Origin of the sequence: Rhodanobacter sp. AS-Z3 (assembly GCF_029224025.1) — a bacterium.
GTDB lineage: Bacteria > Pseudomonadota > Gammaproteobacteria > Xanthomonadales > Rhodanobacteraceae > Rhodanobacter.
In genome coordinates this window covers 1,635,343-1,651,312 of record NZ_CP119392.1, presented here as the reverse complement: position 1 = coordinate 1,651,312, position 15,970 = coordinate 1,635,343, and the positions used below count along the sequence as shown (strand labels likewise).

The window sequence follows — 15,970 nt, the reverse complement described above, 5'->3', positions numbered from 1 at the left end:
ACGAAGCGGCGCTAAGCTGCAAGCAGGCGAAACTATGCCGCCTCATCTCAAACGGGGGTTACCGTGAATCGTTCAGCCGTCCATCTCGCCGCACTGGCCACCGCCCTGCTCGTCACGTCCGCCGCAGCCACCGACGCCTCCACCTCGCCGCCTCCCGAGGTCGCCTATGCATCGATCGCCCAGCTGCAGCAGCGCATGGACGCCGGCACGCTCGACAGTCAGCAACTGACCACACAATTGCTGAAGCGGATCGACCAGCTCGACCGCTCCGGTCCGACCCTGCGTGCGGTGATCGAGACCAATCCCGACGCCTTGGCGCTGGCTCGCCAGCTCGACGAGGCACGCGCCAGCGACAGCAAGCGCGGTCGGCTATACGGCATTCCCGTGCTGCTCAAGGACAATGTCGACACCGGTGACCACATGCTCACCACCGCCGGTTCGCTCGGACTGGCGGGCGCGCCGGCTCCGCGTGATGCTGGCCTGGTCGAACGCCTGCGCAACGCCGGTGCGCTGATCCTCGGCAAGACCAATCTCAGCGAATGGGCGAACTTCCGCTCCAGCCATGCCAGCAGCGGCTGGAGCGCGCGTGGCGGCCAGACCCGCAATCCCTACGTGCTCGATCGCAACCCCTGCGGCTCCAGTGCCGGCTCGGCGGCCGCCGTAGCCGCCGGGCTGGCCACCGTGGCCATAGGTAGCGAAACCGACGGTTCGATCATCTGCCCCGCCTCGATGAACGGGATTGTCGGCATCAAGCCCACCCTTGGCCTGGTCAGCCGCGCCGGCATCGTGCCGATCAGCCACAGCCAGGACACCGCCGGCCCGATGGCTCGCAACGTGGCCGATGCGGCTGCGTTGCTCAGCGTGATTGCCGGCAGCGACCCGCGCGACCCGGCAACCGCCGAGGCCGATCGTCATGCCACCGACTACAGCCGCTTCCTTGATCCGAATGGACTGAAGGGCAAGCGCATCGGCGTGGTGCGCCAGTTCGCCGGCGCCGAGCCGAATGCCGATCGCGTGCTCGATCAGTCGATCGCCGTGATGAAGGCACAGGGCGCGATCATCATCGATCCGGTCACTGTGCCGCATCTGGCTGAATTGGGCGCACCGCAAATGACCGTGCTGCTGTACGACTTCAAGCACGACATCAACGCCTACCTGGCCACGCGCCAAGGACTGGGCGTGAAAACGCTGGCCGACCTGATCGCCTTCAACCGCGCGCATGCCAGCGAAGAGATGCCGTGGTTCGGCCAGGAATTGTTTGAGCAGGCCGAGCAGAAGGGCCCGCTCAGCGACAAGGCGTATACCGAGGCATTGGCGAAGGCGAAACGGCTGTCCGGTCCGCAAGGCATCGACGCGGCGCTGAAAGCGCAGCATCTGGATGCGTTGCTGGCGCCCTCGTGGGGTCCGGCGTTCATGACCGATCCGCTACTCGGCGACCACATCGTCAGCGGTGATCCGACGGTCGGTGGTGCCTCGCAGCCGGCGGCCGTCGCCGGCTATCCATCGATGACCGTACCGGCCGGGTTCGCGCACGGACTGCCGGTCGGCATCGTGCTGTTTGGCGCAAAGTGGAGCGAGCCGACGCTGATCACCATCGCCTACGGTTTCGAGCAGCATGCCAGGGCATGGCAGGCGCCGCAGTTCCTCGACACCATCGGCGGCAAGCCGCTGGCCTCGCCCTGATCGGGATATCACCCTCCGCTAGTGCAGGTACAACGTAGGTCCCAGCACCGTGGCAAAGGCCAGCATCATCAACACGCCAGCCACGATGATCGCCTGGTGACGGCCGATCACGAAATCCCGCGGCGACTCGTCGCGCGGTTTCGCGTAGGCCACGTTGAACAAGCCGGCGGTGCCGCCAAAGGTCGACGCCACCGCCGAGATCAGGGTGATCACGATGCCCAGGGGATTGACCATGCTGACCAGTACCGCCGATACGCCGCCAATCAGGTAGATCGTCATGGCGATGCGCCTTTGCGCCTGCCGTGCTGGCTCGCCGCCGCCGAGCATCGCGCCCAGCATGCGGATCGCTCGCCGGGTCACCACGATGTAAAAGAACAAACCGACCGCGAACAGAACCACCCGCCATAGCCAGGGCCACGGCAACGGGCCGATACCACCACCCACGTCCGGCCCCCAATCACCCAGATTGGAAACACCGGAGAACATCCAGTAGCCCGCAGCCACCATGCCCTTCACCGTGAACACCAGCCACAGCACCAGCCGCGGTAGCGGTCGGCGCACGCGATGCCAGCCAATCAGCGCCAGCACGGCAAGGAGGACGTCCATGCCGGTACCAGCCATCGCCACGATGCGCCGGGCCCATGGGCCGGTATTCGGACACTCCACGTAATACGCACCGATCTCGCTGGGCATATGGCCGGTGGCGACGCACGCCAGTGCATGGCCCGCCACTTCATGCGCCATGGTCAGCAGCGGCAGCAACAGCAACGCCAGTCCGGCAAGGGTCCAGGGGTTCACGCGCGGGGAAACGGGGCTGCTCAGCGGCATCTTGGTTAACTCGGCAATGGTTGGCATTCACCACTTTCACGCATCTGGCCGTGAAACTTCAGTGCGTCGTGCCAGCCACCGCCGATGACAGCTGTCACCCGCTCAGCGGTCGGAATGTCCCACCGATTTGCGCACGATCAGCATCGCAAGCTCCAGCGACTGCTCGTAGTTCAAGCGGGGATCGACCATCGACTTGTAGGCCCGGTCAAGGTCGGTTTCGGACAAATCACGGGCGCCACCCATGCATTCGGTGACATCTTCGCCAGTCAACTCCAGATGCACGCCACCCAGCCGGGTACCGGCCGCCGCATGGATATCGAACGCCTGGTCGAGCTCGCCGCGAATATTGTCGAAGCGGCGGGTCTTGTAGCCATTCGAAGTGCTCTCGGTGTTGCCATGCATCGGATCAGCCACCCACAGCACGCGCCGCCCTTCGCGCTTCACTGCGTCGAGCAGCGGCGGCAGCGCCGCCGCGATCTTGCCGTTGCCCATGCGATGAATCAGGGTCAACCGACCCGGTTCATCGTGCGGGTTCAGTGCTTCGATCAGCGGCAACAACTGCTCGGGCGTGACCGTGGGCCCGACCTTGACCGCGATCGGATTGCGGATGCCCCGGAAGTACTCGACGTGCGCACCATCGAGCGCCGCGGTGCGCATGCCGATCCACGGAAAATGGGTGGACAGGTTGAACCAGCCGGGATTGCGCGGCACTTCACGCGTCAACGCTTCCTCGTAGTGCAGCAGCAAAGCCTCGTGCGAGGTGAAGAAATCCACCTTGGAGAAGCCACCAATCGGACCGGCCAGCGTTTCCATGAAGCGCAGCGAATCGCCGATGGCCGAGACCATCTGGCGGTATTCCGCCGCCAGCGGCGAATGCTCAACCCAGGCCAGATCCCAATATTCCGGGTGACGCAAATCGGCGAAGCCACCATCAATCAGCGCGCGCACGAAGTTCATCGTCAACGCCGAATGCGCGTGGGCGCGAATCATCCGCTGCGGATCGGGGCGACGCGCAACGGCCGTGAACTCCGGCCCGTTGACCAGATCGCCGCGAAAACTCGGCAGGCTCACGCCATCGCGGGTCTCCTCATCGGTTGAACGCGGCTTGGCGTATTGCCCGGCAAAACGACCGACGCGCAATACCGGTTTCTTCAGTCCGTGCACCAGCACCAAGCTCATCTGCAACAGCACCTTCAGGCGGTTGGAAATGATCGGGCTGCTGCAGTCGGCAAAGCTCTCGGCACAGTCACCGCCCTGCAGCAGGAACCGCGTGCCTTCCTGGGCTTCGGCCAGCGACTGTTTCAACGCCAATACTTCCCACGAGGTCACCAAGGGCGGCAGGCGCGCCAGTTGCGTGGTGGCTTCGGCCAGTTCAACGGGGTCGTCATAGCGCGGCTGTTGCAATGCCTCGCGCTGTTGCCAGGAAGCAGGCTCCCAATCCCTGGGCGCGAAAACATTGGGTACAGCGTGAATCATTTCGAATTCCCGAAAGGAGTTGGATCAGTCACTTCAAAACCGTGCGACGGCGCGTTACCAGCACGGCCAACACGGCCAACGCGATAAACCACAGCAGGCTCCACAGTGGCATCGGCAAACCAAGAATGGGTTCGACCTTGGCGCATTCGCCAGAGCCAGTGAACACCAGCTTCAACATCTTCGCGAACGGAAAGGCATCGAGCATGTAGCCGAGCCCGGGGCCGCAGGACGGTACCTGGTCGGCCGGCAAACTCTGCAGCCACAGATGGCGACTCGCGCTGATCACCCCGCCCACGGCACCTGCAAGCACCAGACCGGTATAGACCCAACGCCCGTTGCCACGCGGTGCGTGAATGGCGCCGAGCAGGAAGAACAGCGCCATCACCAGGAACGCGATGCGCTGAAAAACGCACAACGGACAAGGCGTCATACCCAACCCGTATTCGGCGTACAGCGCAAACGCGAGCAGCGCTGCACAGATCAGAAAACCGACGAGGAAGGTGACACGATAGGACCAGCGAAAGGGATTCATGGCGAATTGCTGCGTTGCGGAACCGTGACCATAGCGGTTCGCCGGGACGCTGTCAGCCTGCCTGCGACATTTCGTAAAAAATGCGCGGCAGGCCCGGCGAAATGAAACGAAAAACCCGGCGGGTTGCCCGGCCGGGTTTCGATACTGCAGAGCTTTGCAACGCGAGTGGATTACTCGGCGTCGACAGCCTCGACCTGCGGGCGACCGACCAGCTCGACATACGCCATCGGCGCATTGTCACCGACGCGGAAGCCGCACTTCAGGATGCGCAGGTAACCACCGGGACGCTCTTTGTAGCGCGGCCCCAGCTCGACGAACAGCTTGCCCACCGCCTCGCTATCGCGCAGACGCGCAAAGGCCAGACGACGATTGGCAACGCCATCGACCTTACCCAGCGTGATCAGCGGCTCAGCCACGCGACGAAGTTCCTTCGCCTTGGGCAAGGTGGTGCGGATCAGTTCGTGCTTGATCAGCGACGCAGCCATGTTCTTGAACATCGCTTCACGATGCGAACTGGTGCGGTTGAATTTGCGTCCGGATTTTTGATGGCGCATGACTGGATTCTCTGTGGATGTCTGTTGTTATGAAAAGCCGGCACGTAGGTCCGGATTCCCGCGGTTACCCGCTATGAGGAGCCTTTCTGGAACGGGCTCTTGTTTGAAAGCGCAGCCATGAATGACCGACTTTGACGGCTGACGGAGCAGGTAGACCCATACTCGCCAAACCGCGGTGACACGGCGATCAAAGGGGATCGCCAAAAGAAACAATGCGGCCACGTGGGCCGCTGGTGGTGCCTGGCGAGAGAGCCGAAACTCGAACTCGCCAGTTCACCGTTGCCGCTTGCGATCACGAATGATCGCAAACCGCCAATCAACCCAACTGCATGCCGTGTGACAAACCCGCCGGCGGCCAGTTCTCAAGCTTCATGCCGAGAGCCAAACCGCGGCCACCCAACACGTCCTTGATTTCCGTCAGCGACTTCTTGCCCAGGTTCGGCGTTTTCAGCAGTTCGACTTCGGTCTTCTGCACCAGGTCGCCGATGTAGTAGATACTCTCGGCCTTCAGGCAGTTAGCCGAACGCACGGTGAGCTCCAGATCATCGATCGGACGCAGCAACAGCGGATCGAAACCGCTCTTCTCGGCCTTGTCGGTAGCACTCTCGCGACGCGAGAAGTCACCAAACACGGACAGCTGGTCGTTGATGATTTCAGCAGCCTTGCGGACTGCATCTTCAGCACCGATCGTACCGTTCGTCTCGATGTCCAGCACCAGCTTGTCGAGGTTGGTGCGCTGCTCGACACGAGCGGCGTCCACTTCGTAAGCCACGCGCAACACCGGTGCGAACGACGCATCCAGCTGCAGGCGACCGATCGGACGTGCTTCATCATCCGGATGCTGGCGCGTGCTGGCCGGCTGGTAGCCGACGCCGCGACGCACCTTCAGACGCATGTTGAGGACGATGTCCTTGGTCAGATGGCAGATCACGTGCTCGGGGTTGATGATTTCCACCGAGTGGTCGACGACAATGTCGCCGGCCGTGACCACGCCCTTGCCCTTCTTGGACAAGGTCAGGGTGACTTCATCGCCGGTATGCTGACGAATCGCCACGTCTTTCAGGTTGAGCAGGACTTCAATCACGTCCTCCTGCAGGCCTTCCAGGGTGGTGTATTCATGCAGCACGCCATCGATCTCGACCTCGACGATGGCGCTGCCGGGGATCGAAGAGAGCAGCACGCGACGCAGCGCGTTGCCCAGGGTATGGCCAAAGCCACGCTCGAGCGGCTCGACCACCACCTTGGCGCGGTTGGCTCCGAGCTGTTCGACGCTGAGGCCACGCGGCCGCAGCACACTAGTTGACGAAACTGCCATGCAGAACTCCGGTAATTACTTCGAGTAAAGCTCGACGATCAATGCTTCATTGATATCGGACGGCAGATCACCGCGATCCGGCACCGCCTTGAATGTGCCTTCGAACTTCTTGGCGTCGACTTCGACCCAGATCGGACGCAGGTCCATCGTGTCAAACACGGTCGCCGCCTCTTGGACGCGCAGCTGGCTGCGGCCCTTCTCGGTCAATGCGATCGCGTCACCCGGGCGAACCTGGTAAGACGGGATGTTCACCTTCTTGCCGTTCACCAGGATCGCCTTGTGGGCGACCAACTGGCGGGCCTGGGCGCGGGTAACCGCGAAACCCATGCGATAGACGACGTTGTCCAGGCGGCTCTCGAGCAGGCGCAACAGGTTTTCACCCGTATTGCCCTTGAGGGTCGTTGCCTTGGTGTAGTAGTTGCTGAACTGACGCTCAAGCACACCGTAGATGCGCTTGACCTTCTGCTTCTCACGCAACTGCACGGCGTAGTCGGACATGCGCATGCGCTTGTTGGCGCCATGCTGACCGGGCTTGTTTTCCATCTTGCACTTGGAATCCAGCGCACGCGCCGGGCTCTTCAGGCTGAGATCCGCACCCTCGCGACGGGCGAGTTTGCAGGTAGCTCCACGATAACGGGCCATGGGTTACTCCTTAGACTCGACGCTTCTTGGGGGGACGGCAGCCGTTATGCGGAATCGGCGTAACGTCAATGATGTTCAGCACCTTGTAACCGAGCGCGTTCAGCGAGCGCACAGCCGATTCGCGACCCGGACCTGGGCCCTTGATGCGAACTTCGACCGTCTTCACGCCGTAGTCGCCTGCAGCACGGCCAGCCTTTTCGGCGGCAACCTGCGCAGCGAACGGGGTCGACTTGCGCGAGCCACGGAAACCGGCGCCGCCGGCAGTAGCCCACGACAAGGCATTGCCCTGGCGATCGGTGATGGTGACGATGGTGTTGTTGAAGGAGGCCTGCACGTGGGCCACGGCATCCGTGACAACGCGCTTGATCTTCTTCTTGGTTTTAACCGGCTTAGCCATATTCGGAATCCGTTACTTCTTGATCGCGCGACGGGGACCCTTGCGGGTACGTGCGTTGGTACGCGTGCGCTGGCCGCGCACCGGCAGGCCGCGACGGTGGCGCAAGCCACGGTAGCAACCGAGATCCATCAGACGCTTGATCGCCATGCCCACCTCGCGGCGAAGATCGCCCTCGACGGTGTACTTGGCGATCTCGTGGCGGATCTTCTCCACCTCGCCTTCACTGAGGGATTTGATCTGGGTGGTCGGAACCACGCCAGCATCCACGCAGACTTGCTTGGCTCGGCTACGGCCGATACCGAAAATGCTCTGCAGACCAACCCAGACATGCTTCTGGACCGGCAAATTGACACCCGCGATGCGCGCCATGATGTACTTTCTCCGATGCGTTTCGTGCGCGATAAACGCGCAATTTTAACCTGAATTACCCTGACTGGAAAGCCCTGCGACACCGAGGCGACGCGAGCTTCCTACGTTTGACCAACCACGCCCACACCAGCAGCCACTAGTTGCGACGAAGATTGGCCTTCTTGAGCAGACTTTCGTACTGGTGACTGACCAGATGCGCCTGCACCTGAGAGGTAAAGTCCATCACCACCACCACCACGATCAGCAGCGACGTGCCACCGAAATAGAACGGTACATGCCAGGCGTTCTGCATGAACGACGGCACCAGACACACCAGTACCAGATACAACGCACCGACACCGGTCAGACGAGTCATCACCGCATCAATGTAGTTGGCCGTTCCCTTGCCCGGACGAATGCCCGGAATCAGGGCGCCCGAACGCTTGAGGTTGTCGGCCGTCTCATCCGCGTTGAACACGATTGCGGTGTAGAAGAACGCAAAACCGATCACCAGTACCGAAAACACAATTTCATACAACGGATTGCCGGGGCTGAGCGCCTGCACCAGATCCTGCACCCAGCGCGACTGCTGCCCGGTACTGAACCAACTCACCGCGGTCGCCGGAAACATCAGCAGACTCGAGGCAAAGATCGGCGGAATCACACCCGCCATATTGATCTTCAGCGGCAGGTTGGAGCTCTGGTTCATGTAGGCCTTCTGCCCACCGGACCGTCGCGCGTAGTTCACCGTGATTCGACGCTGCGCCCGCTCCATGAAGACCACGAAAGCGGTCACCGCCAAAGCCAGACCGAACACCATCAACAGCTTGATCAACGTCAACTCGCCGTTGCTGGCCATGCCGAGCGTATGCACCACCGCGCCAGGCAGACCGGCCACAATACCAGCGAAGATAAGCAGCGAAATGCCGTTGCCGACACCACGCTCAGTCATCTGCTCACCCAGCCACATCAGGAACATCGTGCCAGCGGTCAGACCTACCACCGATGACATGACGAAACCGAAGCCAGGCGTATACACGACTGGAGCACCACCCGCCGCGACCTGTCCCTGCAGTGCCACCGCGATACCGAACGACTGGAAAGCCGCCAGCGCCACCGTGGCATACCGCGTATACATGGTCATCTTGCGCTTGCCTGACTCGCCTTCCTTGCGGAGGCTTTGCAGGCTGGGCACAACCGAACCCATCATCTGAAACACGATGGACGCCGAGATGTACGGAATCACGCCGAGCGCAAATACCGAAAACCGCGCCAAAGCACCACCCGAGAACATGTTGAACATGTCCATCAGGCCGTTGCCACTGACCAGACTGGTCATCGCTTCCGGGTTGACGCCAGGTACCGGAATGAACGAACCAAGCCGGAACACCACCAACGCACCAATCACGAAGAAGATGCGCTGGCGAAGCTCGGTGAGTTTTCCGAGCTTGCCGAGTGCGTTGCCCTTGGCTGCTGCCACCGGCCTTACTCCACGCTGCCGCCGGCCGCCTCGATGGCTGCCTTGGCGCCGGCGGTAGCCAGCAGACCGGACAACTTCACCGCACGACCGATTTCACCCTTGAGCACGACCTTGACCCGCTTCGCGCGGCTGTTGATCAGGCCAGCCTGATGCAGCACGACAGCGTCGATCACGTCGGCCTTCAGGGCTGCCAACTGATACAGAAACACTTCCTGGCTCGCAACCAGCTTCTTCGAACGGAAACCAACCTTCGGCATCCGGCGGTTCAGCGGCATCTGGCCGCCTTCGAAACCAAACTTGTGGGTGCCGCCCGCGCGAGCGTGCTGACCCTTGTGACCGCGACCCGCAGTCTTGCCCATGCCCGAACCGATACCACGACCAACGCGCAGGCGCGTCTTGTGGGAACCGGCGGCCGGCTTAAGTTCATTCAAACGCATGATGATTACTCCTCGACCCGGACCAGGTAGTAGACCGTGTTGATCAGGCCACGAACCTGCGGGCTGTCCTTCAACTCACGGACGTCGTTGATCTTGCCCAGGCCCAACGCCTTGATGCTCAGGCGATGACGAGCCTGTACACCGCGCAGACCCTTGACCAGGCGCACACGCACCGTGGCGGCAGCGGTTTCGTTCTTATTAGCCATTGCCCAACACCTCATCCAGAGTCTTGCCACGCTTGGCGGCGATCTTCTTGGGCGAGGCAACCGCCTGCAGGCCCTTGATGGTCGCGCGCACCAGGTTGATCGGGTTGCGCGAACCGACGGCCTTGGCCAGCACGTTCTTCACACCGACCACTTCCAGCACGGCGCGCATGGCGCCACCGGCGATCACGCCAGTACCCTCGGAGGCCGGCTGCATGTAGACGCGGGCCGCGCCATGATTCGCCTTGACGGCGTACCACAACGTACCGTTGTTCAGTTCGATATCGACCATCTGGCGACGGGCGCGCTCCATGGCTTTCGAAATGGCCACCGGCACTTCACGCGCCTTGCCATAACCAAAACCCACTTTGCCCTCGCCATCACCAACAACAGTCAGTGCGGTGAAGCTCATCTGGCGGCCGCCCTTGACGGTCTTGGCCACACGGTTGACGGCAATCAACTTTTCCAGCAGGCCGTCGGAATTTTCGCGATCGGTAGAAGACATGTTCTTTTCCATGTGCCCAGCGAACCGGGACTTTGCTTGCGGCTGAGCCGCTTGGAGTTGTAGATGACGCAGTGGAAATCGGGAGATGCCCGACCCAGTAACCCTTAGAACTTCAGACCAGCCTCACGAGCCGCTTCGGCCAACGCCTTGATGCGACCGTGGTAGCGGAAGCCCGAACGGTCAAATGCAACCGACTCGATACCCGCAGCCATGGCGCGCTCGGCGATGGCCTTGCCCACTGCCGCTGCGGCCGTAAGGTTCTTGGTGCCCTTCAGACCTTCGGCGACCGACTTCTGCACGGTGGAGGCCGCAGCCACCACGTTGGTGCCGGAGGCGTCGAACACCTGCGCATAGATATGCTGGCCAGTGCGATGCACCGACAAGCGAGCTACAGCCAGCTTGCGGATGTGCGAGCGCGTTGACTTGGCGCGGCGCAGGCGATTTTCGTTCTTGTTCATTTCTGTATTCCTCGAAAGCGGATCGGCAAAAACTAAGTAGCGCTCTTGTGAGTAGTGCGGCCATGGATGGCCGCCTCCACACGCAGGGAAAGCGTACTCAAGCCTTCTTGGCTTCCTTCAGGGTGATCTTCTCGCCGGAGTAACGCACACCCTTGCCCTTGTACGGCTCAGGCGGACGGAACCCACGGATCTTGGCGGCAACCTGACCCACAACCTGCTTGTCCGCACCCTTGATCAGGACTTCGGTCTGCGTCGGCGTTTCGATGCTGACGCCTGCCGGCGCCTCAAACGTCACCGGATGCGAGAAACCCAGACTCAGGTTCAACGTGGTGCCGGTCATGGAGACGCGGTAACCGACGCCAACCAGCTCCAGCTTGCGCTCGTAGCCAGTGGAGACACCGGTAACCATGTTCGCCAGCAAGGCACGCGCGGTGCCACCGAATTTATCGTCGGCGCCTTCGTTGAGGCTGATGTTGGCAACGCCGTTGTCCACAACGATGCTGACGCCCGGCAAGTGATGCACGGACAGCGTGCCCTTCGGACCCTTGACGGAGATATTGTCGTTACCGACAGTCATCTCGACGCCCTTGGGCAGGGAAATTGGTAGTTTGGCAACACGTGACATCGAAAGACTCCTTATGCCACTTGGCCGATGACTTCGCCGCCCAGACCCTTGGCACGGGCCTGCGCATCGGTCAGCAGACCGGCAGAAGTCGAAATGATCGAGATACCCAGGCCACCGAGGACCTTCGGCAGCTCATCCTTGCCGCGATACACACGCAGGCCGGACCGGCTGACACGGGAAATCTTCTCGATGGCCGGCTGGCCCTCGAAATACTTGAGCTTGATCTCGAGCACCGGCTTGCCTTCCTCAGCGGAAGTCTTGGCGTCGAGGATGTAGCCCTCGTTCTTGAGAAGGTCGGCAATCGCCACCTTCATTTTCGACGACGGCATACGCACGACGGGCTTGCCCATAGCCTGGGCATTGCGAACGCGCGTGAACAGATCGGCGATGGGATCAGTCATGCTCATGAAAACATCCTTCAGAGTGCACCGATATCCGAGAAAACCGGAAATCAATCAAATTGTGAGCTGGCAAAAGCGCCAGTCTGCTTTGCGCAGACCGCCGACTATAACAGCTATTTCAGGTTTTGGCGAATAACGACGCGGTAGTCGCATCCAACGACTGCAGCAATGGCTGCGGTCGAGCAACCGGCTGACGGGAACACGACCCGTCAAACCGGCGAGGAACGTTGTTTGATTACCAGCTGGCCTTGCGCAGACCCGGCACGTCGCCGCGCATGGTTGCTTCGCGCAGCTTGTTGCGACCCAGCCCAAACTTCGCATAGACGGCACGCGGGCGACCCGTCAGGGCGCAACGCGTACGCTGACGTGCTGGGCATGCGTCGCGCGGCTGCTTCTGCAGCTTCGTCTGAGCTTCCATCTTCTCCTCGTAAGAGGCCTTGGGGCTCTGCACGATCGCCTTGAGCTCAGCGCGCTTGGCGGCGAACTTCTGCACGAGTTTGGTCCGCTTGATATCGCGGTTCACCATTGATGTCTTGGCCATGGATAACGCCTATCAGTTGCGGAACGGGAAGCTGAACGCGGTCAGCAGGGCTTTCGCCTCTTCGTCAGTCTTGGCGGTGGTGGCGATGGAGATATCCATGCCGCGCAACGCATCAACCTGGTCGAAGTCGATTTCAGGAAAGATGATCTGTTCCTTGATACCGAAGTTGTAGTTGCCACGACCGTCAAACGCTTTTGCCGACACACCACGGAAGTCGCGCACGCGCGGCAGCGAGATGTTGATCAGGCGGTCCATGAACTCCCACATCTGGGCACGGCGCAGAGTGACCTTGCAACCAATCGGCCAGCCGTCACGAATCTTGAACGAAGCCACTGAAACGCGGGCCTTGGTCGTGATCGGCTTCTGGCCGGAAAGCTTGGCCATGTCGGCCACGGCGTTTTCAAGAATCTTCTTGTTGCCGGCAGCTTCGCCCACGCCCATGTTCAGCGTGATCTTGGTGATGCGGGGAACCTGCATCACGTTCTGGTAGCCGAACTGCTCGGTGAGCTTGGCGACTACCTGTTCTTTGTAGAAATTTTCGAGGCGGGTCATGATCGTGATTCCTTACGCGTCCACGACCTCGCCATTCGAACGGAACACGCGGACCTTGCGCCCATCTTCGAGCGTTTTGGTGCCGACGCGTTCACCCTTGTTCGTGGCGGGGTTGAACAGCTGCACATTGGAGAGATGGATCGAAGCCTCACGCTCGACGATGCCACCGGCCTGATTGGCCTGCGGATTCGGCTTGGTGTGACGCTTGACCAGGTTCACGTTGGAGACGAATACACGATCGTCTGCAACACGCAGCACATCGCCGCGCTGACCCTTGTTTTTGCCGGTGATCACGAGGACCTGATCACCCTTGCGGATACGGTTCATATCTTGACTCCGCTCAGAGCACTTCGGGAGCAAGCGAGACGATCTTCATGAACTTCTCGCTGCGCAGCTCGCGGGTAACCGGTCCGAAAATACGGGTGCCGATAGGCTCGAGCTTGTTGTTGAGGAGGACCGCTGCGTTGCCGTCAAAACGGATCAGCGAACCATCGGGACGACGCACACCCTTGGCGGTACGAACCACCACGGCGTTGTAAACTTCGCCCTTCTTGACCTTGCCGCGCGGAATCGCATCTTTCACGGTGACTTTGATCACGTCACCGATCGCGGCGTAACGGCGCTTGGAGCCGCCGAGCACCTTGATGCACATCAATTCCTTCGCGCCGCTATTGTCCGCTGCGGAAAGCGTGCTCTGCATCTGGATCATGTCTGCACCCTCCCTTAGACGTTGGCGCGCGTGATGATCTCAACCACGCGGTGATGTTTGGTCTTGGACAATGGACGGCACTCGGCGATACGCACGAGGTCACCCTCGTTCGCACCCAGGTCGTCCTGCGCGTGCAACTTGGTTGACCGGCGAATGATCTTGCCGAGCAACCAATGCTGCTCCTGACGCTCGATCAGGACGGTAACCGTCTTGTCCATCTTGTTGCTGGTGACGCGGCCCTCAAGGGTACGCGTCTGCTTCTTGTTGTCGCTCATGTCGGCCGTCCCTTACTTCTTGCTGCCGAGCACGAACTTCGTGCGGGCGATGTCGCGCCGAACGCGGCGCAGCTGGTGCGGCTGGGTGAGCTGGCCGGAACCCTTTTGCATGCGCAGATTGAACTGCTCCTTGCGCAGGTCCAGCAGATGCTGCTTCAGCTCGTCGGCCGACTGGTTATTGATATCTTTGCTGGCCATCACATCACCGCCCGTGTCACAAACTGAGTCTGCACCGAGAGCTTGGCAGCGGCGAGGCGGAACGCCTCGCGCGCAGTCAACTCGTCAACGCCCTCGATCTCGTAAAGCATGCGACCAGGCTGGATCGGAGCGACCCAGAACTCGACGCTGCCCTTGCCGGCACCCATACGGACTTCGATGGGCTTCTTGGTGATCGGCTTGTCGGGGAACACACGAATCCACAACTTGCCGCCACGCTTGACGAAGCGGGTGATGCAACGACGTGCGGCTTCGATCTGACGCGCGGTAAGCGCACCGTGAGTCGTCGCCTTCAGGCCGTACTCGCCAAAGCTGACGAGGTTGGAGCATTGCGCCAGACCGTCATTACGGCCCTTGAACTGCTTGCGGTATTTGGTTCGCTTAGGTTGCAACATGGCAACTCTCCTTACTTCGCAGACCGCTCGCGGCGGCCGTCACCGGCCTCGCGACGCGAATCGTTACGACGACCTTCGCCACCTTCGCGGCGCGGCTGCGACGGTTCGTCCTTCGTTTCCTGGCTGGCAGCAGCCAAATCGAAGATCTCACCCTTGTAGACCCAGACCTTGATACCGATGATGCCGTAGGTGGTTTTCGCCTCGGCCGTACCGTAGTCAATGTCTGCGCGCAACGTATGCAGCGGCACGCGACCCTCACGAGCCCACTCGGAACGAGCGATCTCGGCACCGTTCAGACGACCGGAGACGTTGATCTTGATGCCCAGTGCGCCCAGGCGCATCGCGTTGCCGACCGAGCGCTTCATTGCCCGACGGAACATGATGCGGCGCTCAAGCTGTTGCGCGATCGACTCGGCAACCAGCTGTGCGTCGAGCTCGGGCTTGCGCACTTCGTTGACGTTGATGTGCGTCGGAACGCCCATCATGTCGCTGACTTCCTTGCGCAGCTTCTCGATATCCTCGCCCTTCTTGCCGATCACCACGCCCGGACGGGCGGTGTGGATCGTCACGCGTGCGGTTTTGGCCGGACGCTCGATCTGGATTTTCGAGATGCCGGCAGCGGCCAGCTTCTTCTTCAGCATATCGCGGACCTTGATATCGGCCACGAGATACTTCGCGTAATCACGCTTGTTGGCGAACCACTTCGAGTTCCAGTCCTTGGCAATGCCGAGGCGGATACCGGTGGGATGAACTTTATGACCCATCGTCTCTATCCTCGGTTAGTTGCCAACAACCACAGTGATGTGGCTGGTGCGCTTGAGAATGCGCGAACCGCGGCCTTTGGCGCGGGCATACATACGCTTCATCGCCGGACCTTCGTCCACGAAGATGCTGGCCACTTTCAGCTCATCGACGTCGGCACCGAGATTGTTCTCGGCGTTGGCGACGGCCGACAGCAGCACCTTGCGGACAAGGAGCGCGGCTTTCTTGTTGGTAAAGGTGAGCACGTCGCTGGCTCGGCCCACGGGAAGCCCGCGGACCAGATCAGCCACCAGGCGTGCCTTTTGCGCCGAAATGCGGGCGCCGCGCAGGATCGCTTTGGCTTCAGTGCTCATCACTTGCCCTTCTTGTCGCCGACATGGCCTTTGAACGTGCGGGTCACCGCGAACTCGCCGAGCTTGTGCCCGACCATGTTCTCGTTGATCAGAACGGGCACGTGCTGACGGCCGTTGTGGATGGCAATGGTCAAGCCGACCATTTCCGGCAGGATCATCGAGCGACGCGACCAGGTCTTGATCGGGCGCTTGTTGTGGGCGGAAACCGCAGCTTCCACCTTCTTTACGAGGTGAAGGTCGACGAACGGACCTTTCTTCAAAGAGCGAGGCATGTCGGCTTCCT

The 15,970-nt window shown here is 61.1% G+C and carries 26 protein-coding genes; 1 reads left to right on the top strand and 25 read right to left on the bottom strand.

Features of this window, described 5'->3' with window-relative positions; genetic code table 11:
* Positions 1–63: 63 nt before the first annotated feature.
* Complete coding sequence (locus PY254_RS07130; protein ID WP_281014763.1) at positions 64–1,683, top strand: amidase; 1,620 nt, start codon at positions 64–66, stop codon at positions 1,681–1,683.
* 18 nt (positions 1,684–1,701) lie between these two features.
* On the opposite strand, the gene PY254_RS07125 is transcribed toward PY254_RS07130, so the two are convergent.
* The 25 genes from PY254_RS07125 to rpsS all read right to left on the bottom strand — a co-directional run bounded on the left by PY254_RS07125 (position 1,702) and on the right by rpsS (position 15,959).
* Positions 1,702–2,481, bottom strand: a complete 780-nt coding sequence (locus PY254_RS07125; protein WP_281014762.1) for a hypothetical protein — start codon at positions 2,479–2,481, stop codon at positions 1,702–1,704.
* 132 nt (positions 2,482–2,613) lie between these two features.
* Positions 2,614–3,987 carry a class II 3-deoxy-7-phosphoheptulonate synthase gene (locus PY254_RS07120; RefSeq protein ID WP_281014761.1) on the bottom strand — a complete coding sequence of 458 codons (1,374 nt, stop codon included), beginning with the start codon at positions 3,985–3,987 and terminating at the stop codon, positions 2,614–2,616.
* Between the two features lie 28 nt (positions 3,988–4,015).
* Entirely contained in the window at positions 4,016–4,519 is a 504-nt protein-coding gene (locus PY254_RS07115; RefSeq protein ID WP_281014760.1) for a disulfide bond formation protein B, read from the bottom strand.
* 170 nt (positions 4,520–4,689) lie between these two features.
* Entirely contained in the window at positions 4,690–5,073 is a 384-nt protein-coding gene (gene rplQ / locus PY254_RS07110; protein ID WP_281014759.1) for a 50S ribosomal protein L17, read from the bottom strand.
* Between the two features lie 316 nt (positions 5,074–5,389).
* On the bottom strand, positions 5,390–6,388 hold the full coding sequence (gene rpoA / locus PY254_RS07105) for a DNA-directed RNA polymerase subunit alpha (RefSeq protein WP_281014758.1): 999 nt from the start codon (positions 6,386–6,388) through the stop codon (positions 5,390–5,392).
* 15 nt (positions 6,389–6,403) lie between these two features.
* On the bottom strand, positions 6,404–7,030 hold the full coding sequence (gene rpsD / locus PY254_RS07100; RefSeq protein ID WP_281014757.1) for a 30S ribosomal protein S4: 627 nt from the start codon (positions 7,028–7,030) through the stop codon (positions 6,404–6,406).
* Between the two features lie 10 nt (positions 7,031–7,040).
* A complete protein-coding gene (gene rpsK, locus PY254_RS07095) occupies positions 7,041–7,427 on the bottom strand; it encodes a 30S ribosomal protein S11 (RefSeq protein ID WP_007513384.1) in 387 nt (128 codons plus the stop codon).
* A 12-nt stretch (positions 7,428–7,439) separates the two neighbouring features.
* Entirely contained in the window at positions 7,440–7,796 is a 357-nt protein-coding gene (gene rpsM, locus PY254_RS07090; protein ID WP_056764196.1) for a 30S ribosomal protein S13, read from the bottom strand.
* A gap of 136 nt (positions 7,797–7,932) precedes the next feature.
* The gene (gene secY, locus PY254_RS07085) at positions 7,933–9,255 is read right to left on the bottom strand and encodes a preprotein translocase subunit SecY (RefSeq protein WP_281014756.1); all 1,323 of its coding nucleotides are present in this window, start codon (positions 9,253–9,255) and stop codon (positions 7,933–7,935) included.
* A gap of 5 nt (positions 9,256–9,260) precedes the next feature.
* Complete coding sequence (gene rplO / locus PY254_RS07080; RefSeq protein ID WP_345781830.1) at positions 9,261–9,692, bottom strand: 50S ribosomal protein L15; 432 nt, start codon at positions 9,690–9,692, stop codon at positions 9,261–9,263.
* 5 nt (positions 9,693–9,697) lie between these two features.
* On the bottom strand, positions 9,698–9,898 hold the full coding sequence (gene rpmD / locus PY254_RS07075; protein ID WP_281014755.1) for a 50S ribosomal protein L30: 201 nt from the start codon (positions 9,896–9,898) through the stop codon (positions 9,698–9,700).
* Positions 9,891–10,400: a 30S ribosomal protein S5 gene (rpsE, locus tag PY254_RS07070; protein ID WP_007808187.1), complete on the bottom strand. Its 510-nt coding sequence runs from the start codon at positions 10,398–10,400 to the stop codon at positions 9,891–9,893. The genes rpmD and rpsE overlap by 8 nt, the downstream gene beginning before the upstream one ends.
* Positions 10,401–10,504: 104 nt before the next feature.
* Positions 10,505–10,858 (bottom strand): 50S ribosomal protein L18, encoded by a 354-nt coding sequence (gene rplR, locus PY254_RS07065; protein ID WP_281014754.1) that lies wholly within the window; start codon positions 10,856–10,858, stop codon positions 10,505–10,507.
* A gap of 97 nt (positions 10,859–10,955) precedes the next feature.
* On the bottom strand, positions 10,956–11,483 hold the full coding sequence (rplF, locus tag PY254_RS07060) for a 50S ribosomal protein L6 (RefSeq protein ID WP_281014753.1): 528 nt from the start codon (positions 11,481–11,483) through the stop codon (positions 10,956–10,958).
* Between the two features lie 11 nt (positions 11,484–11,494).
* A complete protein-coding gene (gene rpsH, locus PY254_RS07055) occupies positions 11,495–11,890 on the bottom strand; it encodes a 30S ribosomal protein S8 (RefSeq protein ID WP_281014752.1) in 396 nt (131 codons plus the stop codon).
* A 229-nt stretch (positions 11,891–12,119) separates the two neighbouring features.
* Positions 12,120–12,425, bottom strand: coding sequence for a 30S ribosomal protein S14 (gene rpsN / locus PY254_RS07050; RefSeq protein ID WP_281014751.1), 306 nt, complete (start codon positions 12,423–12,425; stop codon positions 12,120–12,122).
* Between the two features lie 12 nt (positions 12,426–12,437).
* On the bottom strand, positions 12,438–12,980 hold the full coding sequence (gene rplE / locus PY254_RS07045) for a 50S ribosomal protein L5 (RefSeq protein ID WP_281015178.1): 543 nt from the start codon (positions 12,978–12,980) through the stop codon (positions 12,438–12,440).
* A gap of 9 nt (positions 12,981–12,989) precedes the next feature.
* Complete coding sequence (gene rplX, locus PY254_RS07040) at positions 12,990–13,304, bottom strand: 50S ribosomal protein L24 (RefSeq protein WP_179479286.1); 315 nt, start codon at positions 13,302–13,304, stop codon at positions 12,990–12,992.
* A gap of 13 nt (positions 13,305–13,317) precedes the next feature.
* Positions 13,318–13,686: a 50S ribosomal protein L14 gene (rplN, locus tag PY254_RS07035; RefSeq protein WP_007513359.1), complete on the bottom strand. Its 369-nt coding sequence runs from the start codon at positions 13,684–13,686 to the stop codon at positions 13,318–13,320.
* 14 nt (positions 13,687–13,700) lie between these two features.
* Entirely contained in the window at positions 13,701–13,961 is a 261-nt protein-coding gene (rpsQ, locus tag PY254_RS07030; protein ID WP_281014750.1) for a 30S ribosomal protein S17, read from the bottom strand.
* Between the two features lie 12 nt (positions 13,962–13,973).
* Positions 13,974–14,159 carry a 50S ribosomal protein L29 gene (gene rpmC / locus PY254_RS07025; protein WP_007808194.1) on the bottom strand — a complete coding sequence of 62 codons (186 nt, stop codon included), beginning with the start codon at positions 14,157–14,159 and terminating at the stop codon, positions 13,974–13,976.
* Positions 14,159–14,572, bottom strand: a complete 414-nt coding sequence (gene rplP, locus PY254_RS07020; protein ID WP_056386829.1) for a 50S ribosomal protein L16 — start codon at positions 14,570–14,572, stop codon at positions 14,159–14,161. Before rplP ends, rpmC begins: the two co-directional genes overlap by 1 nt.
* Positions 14,573–14,583: 11 nt before the next feature.
* Positions 14,584–15,336, bottom strand: coding sequence for a 30S ribosomal protein S3 (rpsC, locus tag PY254_RS07015; protein WP_281014749.1), 753 nt, complete (start codon positions 15,334–15,336; stop codon positions 14,584–14,586).
* 15 nt (positions 15,337–15,351) lie between these two features.
* Positions 15,352–15,687 (bottom strand): 50S ribosomal protein L22, encoded by a 336-nt coding sequence (rplV, locus tag PY254_RS07010; RefSeq protein ID WP_281014748.1) that lies wholly within the window; start codon positions 15,685–15,687, stop codon positions 15,352–15,354.
* Positions 15,687–15,959: a 30S ribosomal protein S19 gene (rpsS, locus tag PY254_RS07005; protein WP_056386835.1), complete on the bottom strand. Its 273-nt coding sequence runs from the start codon at positions 15,957–15,959 to the stop codon at positions 15,687–15,689. The genes rplV and rpsS overlap by 1 nt, the downstream gene beginning before the upstream one ends.
* Positions 15,960–15,970 lie beyond the last annotated feature (11 nt).